Source organism: Pseudorhodobacter sp. (genome assembly GCF_030452865.1).
Taxonomy (GTDB): Bacteria; Pseudomonadota; Alphaproteobacteria; order Rhodobacterales; family Rhodobacteraceae; genus Pseudorhodobacter.
In genome coordinates this window covers 1-11,506 of the sequence record NZ_JAKDLJ010000080.1, presented here as the reverse complement: position 1 = coordinate 11,506, position 11,506 = coordinate 1, and the positions used below count along the sequence as shown (strand labels likewise).

Annotated in this window: 14 protein-coding genes; 11 read left to right on the top strand and 3 right to left on the bottom strand. The window is 58.0% G+C overall.

Features of this window, described 5'->3' with window-relative positions:
• The 3 genes from L0H65_RS07000 to L0H65_RS06990 form a co-directional block, all read right to left on the bottom strand.
• A partial coding sequence (locus L0H65_RS07000) for an aspartate/glutamate racemase family protein (protein WP_301458119.1) occupies positions 1 to 649 on the bottom strand: 649 nt, incomplete at its 3' end.
• A gap of 143 nt (positions 650 to 792) precedes the next feature.
• On the bottom strand, positions 793 to 1,086 hold the full coding sequence (locus L0H65_RS06995) for a helix-turn-helix transcriptional regulator (RefSeq protein ID WP_301458120.1): 294 nt from the start codon (positions 1,084 to 1,086) through the stop codon (positions 793 to 795).
• Between the two features lie 134 nt (positions 1,087 to 1,220).
• Positions 1,221 to 1,616 (bottom strand): hypothetical protein, encoded by a 396-nt coding sequence (locus L0H65_RS06990; RefSeq protein WP_301458118.1) that lies wholly within the window; start codon positions 1,614 to 1,616, stop codon positions 1,221 to 1,223.
• Positions 1,617 to 1,741: 125 nt separating this feature from the next.
• Between L0H65_RS06990 and L0H65_RS06985 the strand changes: the two genes are divergently transcribed.
• From L0H65_RS06985 to L0H65_RS06935, 11 genes are all read left to right on the top strand, one after another.
• The gene (locus tag L0H65_RS06985) at positions 1,742 to 2,479 is read left to right on the top strand and encodes a cytochrome c biogenesis CcdA family protein (RefSeq protein WP_301458117.1); all 738 of its coding nucleotides are present in this window, start codon (positions 1,742 to 1,744) and stop codon (positions 2,477 to 2,479) included.
• Positions 2,480 to 2,506: 27 nt separating this feature from the next.
• Positions 2,507 to 3,073, top strand: a complete 567-nt coding sequence (locus L0H65_RS06980) for a thioredoxin family protein (RefSeq protein WP_301458116.1) — start codon at positions 2,507 to 2,509, stop codon at positions 3,071 to 3,073.
• A gap of 110 nt (positions 3,074 to 3,183) precedes the next feature.
• A complete protein-coding gene (gene soxX / locus L0H65_RS06975) occupies positions 3,184 to 3,657 on the top strand; it encodes a sulfur oxidation c-type cytochrome SoxX (RefSeq protein ID WP_301458115.1) in 474 nt (157 codons plus the stop codon).
• 52 nt (positions 3,658 to 3,709) lie between these two features.
• Positions 3,710 to 4,129: a thiosulfate oxidation carrier protein SoxY gene (gene soxY / locus L0H65_RS06970; RefSeq protein ID WP_301458114.1), complete on the top strand. Its 420-nt coding sequence runs from the start codon at positions 3,710 to 3,712 to the stop codon at positions 4,127 to 4,129.
• A gap of 18 nt (positions 4,130 to 4,147) precedes the next feature.
• Positions 4,148 to 4,477 (top strand): thiosulfate oxidation carrier complex protein SoxZ, encoded by a 330-nt coding sequence (gene soxZ / locus L0H65_RS06965; RefSeq protein WP_301458113.1) that lies wholly within the window; start codon positions 4,148 to 4,150, stop codon positions 4,475 to 4,477.
• A 32-nt stretch (positions 4,478 to 4,509) separates the two neighbouring features.
• A complete protein-coding gene (gene soxA, locus L0H65_RS06960) occupies positions 4,510 to 5,370 on the top strand; it encodes a sulfur oxidation c-type cytochrome SoxA (protein ID WP_301458112.1) in 861 nt (286 codons plus the stop codon).
• Positions 5,371 to 5,498: 128 nt separating this feature from the next.
• Positions 5,499 to 7,190: a thiosulfohydrolase SoxB gene (gene soxB / locus L0H65_RS06955; RefSeq protein WP_301458111.1), complete on the top strand. Its 1,692-nt coding sequence runs from the start codon at positions 5,499 to 5,501 to the stop codon at positions 7,188 to 7,190.
• 29 nt (positions 7,191 to 7,219) lie between these two features.
• Positions 7,220 to 8,494: a sulfite dehydrogenase gene (soxC, locus tag L0H65_RS06950; protein WP_301458110.1), complete on the top strand. Its 1,275-nt coding sequence runs from the start codon at positions 7,220 to 7,222 to the stop codon at positions 8,492 to 8,494.
• Positions 8,478 to 9,551, top strand: coding sequence for a c-type cytochrome (locus L0H65_RS06945; protein WP_301458109.1), 1,074 nt, complete (start codon positions 8,478 to 8,480; stop codon positions 9,549 to 9,551). Before soxC ends, L0H65_RS06945 begins: the two co-directional genes overlap by 17 nt.
• Positions 9,552 to 9,637: 86 nt before the next feature.
• On the top strand, positions 9,638 to 10,528 hold the full coding sequence (locus L0H65_RS06940; protein ID WP_301458108.1) for an MBL fold metallo-hydrolase: 891 nt from the start codon (positions 9,638 to 9,640) through the stop codon (positions 10,526 to 10,528).
• A 91-nt stretch (positions 10,529 to 10,619) separates the two neighbouring features.
• Positions 10,620 to 11,414 carry an inositol monophosphatase gene (locus tag L0H65_RS06935; RefSeq protein ID WP_301458107.1) on the top strand — a complete coding sequence of 265 codons (795 nt, stop codon included), beginning with the start codon at positions 10,620 to 10,622 and terminating at the stop codon, positions 11,412 to 11,414.
• Positions 11,415 to 11,506 lie beyond the last annotated feature (92 nt).

Here is an 11,506-nt window from a genome sequence, read left to right as displayed (position 1 = left end):
GCGCCAGCGCAACGCGTCCTACCGCCATTGCAGCAGCAGCTTGGCACGGCTCCACCACTTTGACCTTCAATTCCGTCTCCAGCCTGCCGCGAAACGCCGTCATGCCTGCGCAGCCGAGGATCAGCACCTCTGCCCCGCGTCTGTCACGCAGCGCGGTGCCAACTTCCAGCAACCGCGCGAAGGTTCGCACCTCGTCTCGCAGATCCAACACGCCGAGTTCCAGTGGCATATCCCCGGCCAACCGGTCTATCACCCCCATCGCACCGATGTAACGCATGTGGCGGGGGATCGACTTTGACAGGATCGAAATGATGCCAAAACGCTGCCCCATCGTCATCGCGGTCAGCACTGCCGCCTCGGCAATGCCCAGCACCGGCACCCGCGTCTGTTCGCGCAACGCGGCGAGGCCCGGATCGGAAAAGCACGCCACGACGTAGGCAGAGGCGTCGGCTTCCAGCCCCTTTGCCAAGCGCAACATCGGCGTCACAACGCCGTCCACATGCGCTTGCTCCTCGATGCCGGGCGGCCCTTCGGCCAATGTGTGACACACAATGGGAACGGAGGAGACGGCAGCGATCGGCGCAACGGCACGCGCGATCCCGTCGGTAACATGCACTGAACTGTTGGGGTTGATGATGTGGATCGTCATGGCGTCCCTCCGTTGTCGCCGCAGTATAGCGGAAACGGCGGCCGTTGAAACAGTCCCTATTCGCCCCCGACCGGCCCAAAACCACACCCGCCAGAGATCCGGCAAGTGTCGCCATCACACCGGGGGAAACGGTCCATCACCGGCTACACATCACTTTTCGGATTGCAGAACATATCATAGACCAAAGCGACCGCTCGCGTGACTTTCGGGTCTTGCAGTGAATAGTAGATCGCCTTGCCATCCCGCCGCGCCGAAACCAGCCCTTCCAGCCGCAACCGCGCGAGTTGCTGGCTGACCGCCGCCTGACGGGAGGTAAGAAGGTTTTCCAATTCCGTCACGCTTTTCGGCCCGGCGGATAGATGGCACAGGATCATCAGCCGCCCCTCATGCGCCAGCGCCTTGAGGAAATTCGCTGCTTCCACCGCATTTTCCAGCATTGCTTCAGGCGGAACCGGCCCGCATTTCAAGCCCGCTTTCCCGATTGCCGCCGGTTCGGCGATTGTTGAACTGGTCGTGTCAGATGTCACACCCCACACTCCTTTTCCATACCGCATTCACAAGCGCTGCAACATCACTGCAACGTCACACCCGCATTCTTCAGCATCACGTCGAGCAATCCCCAGAAGAAGCCCTCGCCCGGATAGCCCTCGATCCGCTCCAACTCCTGCCCGGCTCGGACAAGAACGAAAGTTGGTGTATAAACCGCCTTTCGTGCAAACCGCACGCCGTCCGGCAATGGATCGTGCAAATCAATCCGCTGTAGCGGCGCAGCCTGTCCTTCGGCGGTTTTGTCATAGGCGTCACCCACCTCGGCCTCCCAGCGCGCACAATAGATGCAACCCGGTTGTTCGACCATGAACAGCGTCAAACCCTCTGCCTGTGCAGAGGCCATCGGCAAAAGTGCGAAAGCCAGCGCGAGAATTGTTTTGCGCAGTGCAAGACCGGTTCTTTCGACAGCAGCAAGCATTGTTGACGACCCGATAAAATATCATCACATTGTAATATGAATCAGTGTTGGCGCAAGGTCTTTGACAATCCGCGCAGGCAATGCGACCGAGGACGACGCAGCGCAAATGAAGGTTATCGAAGGCGATGTTTGAAATCAGTTACGGTGGTGCGGCCCTTGCCGGGTTGTTGTCGTTCTTGTCCCCCTGCATCCTGCCGATGGTGCCGTTTTACCTGTCATACATGGCGGGCATTTCCATGCAGGAATTGCGCGATGACGGTGGGATCGCGCCCGGTGCACAGCGACGATTGATCGGATCCGCGATTGCCTTTGCGCTTGGCGTAACAACAATATTCGTTTTGCTGGGGCTTGGTGCGACGGCACTCGGGCAGGCATTCATTCAATGGAAGGACCAGCTTTCCTATGTTGCCGCCGCCGTTCTTCTGGTGTTCGGCCTGCATTTCCTTGGTGTGATCCGGGTGCCGTTCCTCTATCGTGAGGCGCGGCTGGAAACGAAAACAGAGCCGACAAGCTTCATCGGTGCCTATGTCATGGGGCTTGCGTTCGGTTTTGGCTGGACACCTTGCGTGGGCCCGGCACTGGCGGCAATCTTGTTCATGGCCTCGGCTTCGGGTGATTTGTGGCAGGGTGGCACGCTGCTCCTTGTCTATGGCCTGTCGATGACGCTGCCTTTCGTCATTGCAGCACTATTCGCCAAACCTTTCCTGGCCTGGGTCGGACGCAACCGCAAATATCTGGGCTACGTTGAAAAGATCATGGGCGTTATGCTGATCGTATTTGCCATTCTGATCGCCACCAATACCGTCAACTATATCGCGGATTTCATGATCCGCCATTTTGACTGGTCCAGTACACTCAAGTAACCGCCAACCCCTCGAATGGAGGATATGATGAAACATCTTCTCACCACGCTCGCCACACTGATCGCGCTTTCGCTGCCCGTACATGCCGTTGAGTTGGGCGATGACGGGCTGCACAAGCCAACCTGGTTGCGCGACACATTCAAGGACATGCGCGAAGATTTGGCCGAAGCCAACGCCGATGGCAAACGGCTTCTGGTGATCTGGGAGCAGCGTGGCTGCATCTATTGCACCAAGATGCATGAGGAGGTGTTCCCCGATCCAAAGATCGACGCAATGATCCGTGACAATTACTTTGTCGTGCAGATGAACCTGTTTGGCGATGTCGAGGTGACGGATTTTGACGGCACCGCGCTTCCCGAAAAGGAAATGGCACTGCGTTGGGGCGTGGTGTTCACCCCGACCCTGATGTTTTTCCCCGAAGCGGTTGATGCGGGCAAGACCGCGCAACAAGCGGCCATCGTCTCCATGCCCGGTGCCTTTGGTATTGGCACCACGCTGGATTTGCTGACTTGGGTTAAGGACAAGGGAAATCTGACAGGCGAACATTTCCAGAAATACCATGCGCGGATGATAACAGAACGCGGTGGAGAATAGCCGGGTCGGAGGAGCGGGCGATGAATATATGCAAGAATTGAAATATCATCATTGCATAGTCTGGGAATCATCGTTTATCGTCGGATTCGAGGAAACAGGGAGGTTTTCGAATGAAGCGCCAAATAGTTCTTGGCATGATCATTTCCGCGTTCAGCGCAGGCGTGGCCATGGCAGAGGTTGCGCCCGAATCTGTGGCATATACGGACGGCGCAGTTGCGCAATCACTGACCGGCACCGCCGGGAACCCGGAAGAAGGCCGCAAGGCCATGGTGGACCGCGGTTTGGGCAATTGCGTTGCGTGCCACAAAGCCGAAATGCTAAAGGATCAGCCGTTCCCCGGAGATGTTGGCCCAACGCTGGATGGTGCCGGTGATCGCTGGACCGAGGAACAACTGCGCGGCATCGTCGCTAATGCAAAGATGACCTTTGATGGCACGGTCATGCCCGCATTCTACAAGAACAGCGGTTATATCCGCCCCGGTGACGGTTACACCGGAAAAGCGGCGAAAGAGCCGATTGCCCCGATTTTGAGCGCCCAGCAGGTAGAGGATGTCGTGTCCTATCTGATGACGTTCAAGGAATAAACGTGACACCCCTGTCCGGCGCAACCGCTGGACGCCAAGAAGGAGTGAAGGAATGATTCTTTCAAGAAGAGAAGCGCTTGTGCTTGCACTGGGGACTGTGGCCGCTGCGGCGATTCCACTGCCCGCACTTGCCAGCGTGGATGAGGCGATTGCCGCCTTTACCGGCGGGGCCGAAATTGGCACCGGGCCGGGTGTGACGCTGACCGCGCCAGAGATTGCGGAAAACGGCAACACGGTTCCGATTGCGGTGGATGCGCCCGGCGCCTCGGCCATTCTGATTTTGGCGACCGGCAACCCGACACCTGCGGTTGCGACGTTCAAGTTCGGCGAATTGGCGGGGTCGCAAATGGCCTCCACCCGGATTCGCCTGTCAAAAACACAAGAGGTTGTGGCGATTGCCAAGCTGGCCGATGGCTCGTTTGTGCGGGCTTCGTCGGAAGTCAAAGTCACCATTGGCGGCTGCGGCGGCTGATTTAGGGAGATCTGAAAAATGGCAAACGATGTAAAACCCCGCGTGAAAGTTCCGAAGTCAGCCAAGGCTGGCGAGTCGATCCTGATCAAGACGCTGATCAGTCACCCGATGGAATCGGGCCAGCGCAAGGATAAGGACGGCAAGTTGATCCCGCGTGAGATCATCAACCGCTTTACCTGCGATTTCAACGGCAAGAACGTGATTGACGTGACGCTGGAGCCGGCGATTTCGACAAACCCGTATATCGAATTTGAGGCGATGGTGCCGGAAGCCGGTGAATTCAAGTTCACATGGTATGACGACGACGGTTCTGTCTATGAGGACAGCAAGCCGATCGAAGTTTCTTGATATCCGTTGCAACATATGAGGGAGGACACAATATGACGCTGCGGACAATCAAGACGGCACTGGCCGCGACCGCAATCCTTGGCTGTGCTTTTACTGGCATGACCATGGCCGACCCCGTTGACGAACCGATGGTCATTGACGGACAAAACATCACCATTCGCGCCCCGGCACCCGAATTTCTGAAAGGGGTTCTGCCGGAGGTTCTGTCGGGCTGGCTCTATCGCGACGAAGATACGCGCAAGATGGAGTTGGATGATTTCGACAATCCCGGCATCATCTATGCCGACCGTGCGCGCGACCAGTGGGAAGTTGTGGATGGCACCGAAGGCAAGGCGTGTGTGTCCTGCCACGAAAGCCCGGAAGCGATGAAGGGCCTGCGCGCGGTGACGCCACGGGTTGACCCAGACTCGGGCAAGCTGATGAACATTGAGGCTTATGTCAATAAATGCCGGACCGAGCGGATGGGGGCCGAGGCATGGGGCGACAAATCCGATCATATGATGGACATGCTTGCGCTGATTTCGCTGCAATCGCGGGGTGAGATTATCAATGTCGCGATGGATGGCGCTGCTGCGCCGTTCTGGGAAAAGGGCAAAGAGATTTATTACACCCGTTATGGTTTGTTGGAGCTGTCTTGCGCCAATTGCCATGAGCAGAACAACGGCAAATACATCCGTTCTGACCACCTGTCGCAGGGGCAAACCAATGGCTTTCCGGTTTACCGCTTGAAAGACACCAAAATCACCAGCGCGCAGGGCCGTTTTGTTGGCTGCGTTCGCGATACCCGTGCCGAAACCTTCAAGATCGGCTCGGATGAGTTCAACGCGCTGGAGCTTTATGTCGCCACGCGCGGGAACGGTTTGGCGGTTGAGGGCGTTTCAGTTCGCCACTGATATTTATCGGATGCCCGGGCCACGCTTGGGCATCCGCTATGTTCGTTTGGTAATTTTTCAAATTTGACCCCGCTTTATCGTCTTTGGGCGTATGGTTGGGGTTTGTCTGGTAGCGAAAGGATCACAGCATGATCTCCCGGCGCGAGTTTCTTCAGGCCTCAGTGGCCGCATCAGCTCTTTACGGCGCCTCTGGGGTTGGCAATTGGGCGCGGCTTGCGGCGCAGCAGGCGTTGACCCAAGATCAGTTGTTGCAGTTTGACACCTTCGGCAATGTGTCCTTGATCCACATCACCGACATTCACGCCCAGTTGAAACCGATCTGGTTTCGGGAACCGGAGATCAATATCGGCGTGGCTGATGCCAAAGGCCGCCCGCCGCATGTGACCGGTGCCGATTTCCTGAAGATGTTTAACCTGAAACCCGGCTCTCCCGAGGCCTACGCGCTGACCTATGAGGATTTTGTCGCCTTGGGCAAGACTTACGGCCGGATGGGCGGCATGGACCGGGTGGCCACGGTGGTCAAAGCCATCCGCGCCGACCGGCCCGAGGCGATTATTCTGGACGGTGGTGATACCTGGCAAGGCTCCATTACCTCACTCCTCACCAAGGGTCAGGACATGGTTAATGTGATGAACCAACTGGGCGTTGAGGCGATGACAAGCCATTGGGAATGGACCTATGGCACCGAACGGGTGAAGGAAATTGTTGATGGCCTACCCTTCCCCTTTCTTGGGCAGAACATCTTTGACAAGGAATGGGATGAACCGGCGTTTGACCCCTATACTTGGTTCGAACGTGGCGGCGTCAAGATTGCCGTGATCGGGCAGGCTTTCCCCTATATGCCGATTGCCAACCCCGGTTGGATGTTCCCAGAATATTCGTTCGGTATCCGTGATGAGCGGATGCAGGAAATGGTCGATGAGGTCCGCGCCGATGGCGCTGACTTGGTGGTGGTACTGTCGCATAACGGCTTTGACGTTGACCATAAGATGGCAGGCAAGGTCAAAGGCATCGACGTAATCTTGACCGGCCACACCCATGACGCCATCCCCGAGCCTGTGCTGGTGGGGGAAACCATCCTGATCGCCTCCGGCTCGCATGGCAAGTTTGTCAGCCGGATTGATCTGGACGTGCGCGATGGCAAGATGATGGGATTCCGGCACAAGCTGATCCCGATTTTCTCGGATGTCATCACGCCTGACCCGGATATGGCGGCGCTGATTGAGACTGAACGCGCGCCGTTCAAGGACCAGTTGGAAGAGGTGATCGGCAAAACCGAAAGCCTGCTCTATCGGCGTGGTAATGTGAACGGATCCTGGGATGATTTGATCTGCGATGCGATGCTGGCGGAACGGGACGCCGAGATTGTCATGTCCCCCGGCGTGCGTTGGGGCGCCAGTGTGATGCCGGGAGAGGACATCACGCGCGAAGATATCCACAACGTCACCTCGATGACCTATCCGGCCTGCTACCGCACCGAGATGACGGGCGAATACCTAAAAACCGTGTTGGAAGATGTTGCCGACAACCTGTTCAACCCCGACCCCTATTACCAGCAAGGTGGCGATATGGTGCGGGTGGGCGGTATGGGCTTTGCGATTGATGTCTCGAAACCGATGGGCAGCCGCATTTCGGATATGACCTTCCTGAAAACCAATGAGCCGATTGACCCGGCGCGGACTTATACTGTCGCGGGTTGGGCCTCGGTCAACGAAGGCACAGAAGGCCCGCCGATCTGGGATTTGGTGGAGGCTTATTTTCGCAAGCAAGGCAACATCAGCCTTGACCCCAACACTTCGGTCAAAGTGACCGGAGCGTGAATTCCTAACGCTTGAAGAAAGGTTTGGTCATGCCCGATAGAACCACGACTGACGGACCGACAATAAACACAACGCGGCGCGGGTTTTTGGCGGCATCAACGGCGCTTGTTGCCTCGGCCACTGCGGCGCGGGCGGCCACGCCTGACCCGCTGATCACCGAAGTGCAAGAATGGGCTTCGGGGTTGGGGGACGGCGTTGATGCCACGCCTTACGGCCTGCCGATCAGGTTTGAATCCGATGTCATCCGGCGCAATGTGTCGTGGCTGACGGCAGATACCATCTCCTCCATCAACTTCACGCCGATTCATGCGCTGGATGGCACGATTACGCCCGCAGGCTGCGCGTTTGAACGGCACCATTCCGGTGCGATTGAGCTATCGAAAGAGGATTACCGGCTGATGATCAACGGGCTGGTGGATCAGCCTCTGGTCTTTACTTATGCCGATCTGGAACGCTTCCCGCGCGTCACCCGTACCTATTTCCTCGAATGTGCGGCCAATACCGGCATGGAATGGGCCGGCGCGCAGTTGAACGGGGCGCAATTCACCCACGGCATGGTTCACAACATGGAATATACCGGCGTGACCCTGCGCACCCTGCTGAATGAGGCGGGCATCAAGCCAGAGGCGAAATGGCTGTTTGTCGAAGGCGCGGACGCGTCCTCGAACGGGCGATCCTTGCCGCTGGATAAGGCGCTGGATGATTGCATGATTGCGTTCAAGGCCAATGGTGAGGCGCTGCGCAAGGAACATGGCTACCCTGTGCGCCTGATCGTGCCGGGCTGGGAAGGCAATCTGTGGATCAAATGGCTGCGTCGGATTGAAGTCACGGATGAACCGGTGGAAAGCCGCGAAGAAACCTCCAAATACACCGATACGATGGAAAACGGCACCTCGCGCAAGTGGACTTGGGTGATGGATGCAAAATCGGTGGTCACCGCCCCCAGCCCGCAAATGCCAATCACCCATGGGCATGGCCCCTTGGTGATTACCGGGCTTGCGTGGTCGGGGCGTGGCCCGGTGGCAAAGGTCGATGTGTCTCTGGACGGTGGCAAGAACTGGCACGAGGCGCGGCTGGCTGCCCCCGGCCAGCCGATGGCCCTGACGCGGTTCTATTTCGATCACGATTGGCAGGGTGAGGAAATGCTGCTGCAATCACGTGTGACTGACAGCACCGGCTATGTGCAGCCAACCAAAACGCAGTTGCGCGCGGTGCGCGGCTTGAACTCCGTCTATCATAACAACTGTATCCAGACCTGGTGGGTAAAACCCAATGGGGAGGCTGAAAATGTCGAAGTTTCTTAAGCTGGCGCTGAGTGGCGCAATCATGGTGGGTTTTGGCAGCCCCGTCATGGCGGAAAAGCTGGGCCTTGGCCGCGCGGCTTTGCCCGAGGAAATCGCTGCGTGGAACAAGGATGTGCGCCCCGATGGCACTGGCCTGCCCGTAGGGTCGGGCAATGTCGCGGATGGAGAGGAAATCTTTGCCGACAAATGCGCCGCCTGCCATGGTGATTTTGCCGAAGGTGTGGGTAATTGGCCGAAACTGGCGGGCGGGTTTGACACGCTGAACCGCCAAGACCCGGTGAAAACCGTGGGCAGCTATTGGCCGCATTTATCGACGACCTTTGACTATATCGACCGCTCAATGCCCTTCGGCGATGCGCAAAGCCTGACCACGGATGAGGTTTATGCGATCGTTGCCTATATCCTGTTTTCCAACGATCTGGTGGAGGATGATTTCGTGTTGTCGAACGAAAACCTTGCCGGTTTTGAGATGCCGAACAGGGACGGGTTTTTCGTCGATAACCGCGACGACACCGAATATGCGCAGTTTTCACAGCCCGCTTGTATGGAAAACTGCAAGGAAGATGTGAAGATCACCATGCACGCAACGGTGCTGGACGTGACACCGGGCGACCCAAGCGATGGGACTGGCGCACCGCCCGGCGCGGCGGGTGAAGGCGGCAAAGCTGCCCCGGAAACCGCCGCAAAGGTTACCGCCGAAACGCCAGCACCAACACCTGAAACGGCTGCCGCCGACCCGGAACTGGTGGCAGCCGGTGAAAAGGTGTTCAAGAAATGCGCGGCCTGCCACAAGGTCGGTGAAGGTGCGCAAAACAGCATTGGACCTGCGCTCAACGGCATCATCGACCATCCTGCCGGAGCGCTGGAAGGGTTCAACTATTCCACCGCAATGACGGCGGCGGGCGCGGGCGGTCTGGTATGGGATGCCGCAAGCCTTGACCAATACCTGATCAAGCCGCGAGATCTCGTCAAAGGCACCAAGATGACATTTGCGGGGTTGAAGGATGAAGGCGACCGCGCGGCAGTGATTGCCTATCTGTCAACTTTCGCGAAGTGAAAGTGATGTCTCCCGCAAATGCGCTGGGCGGAAATCGCCGCGCGATGGCCTGCCCAGGCCCGACCCATCCATGAAAGGGTAACCCAATGCAAAGACGCGATTTCCTGACAATAAGTGCCGGCGCAATCCTGTTGCCCACCCGTGGCTTCACCGCCAGTTCGCTTATGCTGGGCGATGGCAAGCTGACCACCCTGTCCGATGGCCACCTCGTCCTTCCCGGTGATTTCGTGCTTGGCAACATGGACCCGGCAGAGGCCGCTGCCATTCGCGCAAAGTTCCATCTCGACCCCGACAGCTATCAACCGCCCTGCAATGTCACGCTGTTCCGCACCGGGGATCGCAACGTGCTGTTCGATGTCGGCTCCGGGCCCGATTTCATGCCAACTGCGGGCAAACTGGCGGAGGCTCTGACCGCCGCAAGCCTGACACCTGAAGATATCACCGATGTCATTTTTACCCATGCGCATCCGGATCATCTGTGGGGGTTGTTGGATGAATTTGACGAACCTGTTTTTGCGAACGCACAGCATTACATGGGGCAGGTAGAGTTTGACTATTGGTCGGACCCCGCAACCCTTGGCAGCATTGGTGACGCCCGCGCCACCTTCGCTGTCGGCGCTGCCCGCAGGTTGGCAACGATTGCCGAACAAATGCACATGCTGAACGACGGTGACGAACCCCTGCCAGGCATTACCACCCGCCTGACTCCCGGTCACACACCGGGGCATATGTCGTTCATTCTGGATGGCAAGGCGCTGGTGACCGGCGATGCGATTTCGAATAATCACGTTGCTTTTGCGCAGCCCGGCTATGCCTCCCCTTCCGATCAGGATCCGGAACGGGCGGCGCAAACCCGTGTCGCATTGCTGGATCAGATCACCGCCGATGGCCTTGCCGTCATAGGCTTTCACCTGCCCGGTGGCGGTGTTGGCCAAGTCACGCGTGAGGGCGACAGCTACACCTATGTCGAAGGGTAAGCCAATGCGCTCCGTTGCAAAAACGGTGTGCGAATAGCTTGCATCTGTGCCCGGTTTCGTCATTCTGCATCCACTGAACAGGGGATATACCATGACGAACGAAATCGCCAAACGCTACGAAGCTGCGCGCTCCATCGCGCGGGAGGCAGGCGCGCTTGCGCTGCGCTATTTCCAATCCTTCGACACCTTGACGATTGAGGCCAAGGCCCAGCAGGATTTTGTGTCCGAGGCGGACAAGAACGTCGAGGTTCTGACCCGTGCCGCGATTGCCAAGGCTTTTCCCGATGATGCGATTGTGGGGGAAGAAGACGCGCCAACCAAAGGCACCTCCGGCTTTACCTGGGTGATCGACCCGATTGATGGCACCACCAATTTCATCCACGGCATCCCGCAATGGTGCGTTGCGATTGCGGTGGTGCGGAACGCTGAAACCGTTGTCGGCGTCGTCCACGACCCGGTGCATGAGGAATGTCACCACGCGATGCGCGGGCACGGCGCGTTTTGCAATGACCGGGCGATTCATGTGCTTGCAGGTCGCAGCCTGACGAATGGCTCGCTCGGCGTTGGGTTTTCGGGGCGGACGCGGACATCAGGCATCATTTCCCTGATTGATCAGATCGCCCGCAACGGCGGCGTATTCTGGCGCAATGGCTCGGGCGCGCTTAGCTTGGCTTACGTCGCCAGCGGCAAGATTCTGGGCTTTGTCGAGGAACATATGAACGCCTGGGATTGCCTTGCGGGTCAATTGCTGATCGCCGAGGCCGGCGGCGTGGTCGAGGCGCAGAATGCCGACGACATGATCGCAAATGGCGGTCGTGTGGTAGCCGCCACCGCCGAGGTTTTTGATGAGGTGCAGGCGATGGCAAATCAGGCCTATAACGCCTGACGCCACCCCGGCCTGATCGCTATTTGCCCTTTTTCTTCGGCTCCGCCCTTGGCTGCACCGGCACGTCCAAAGGCGCGCTCAGGTCAATCCGC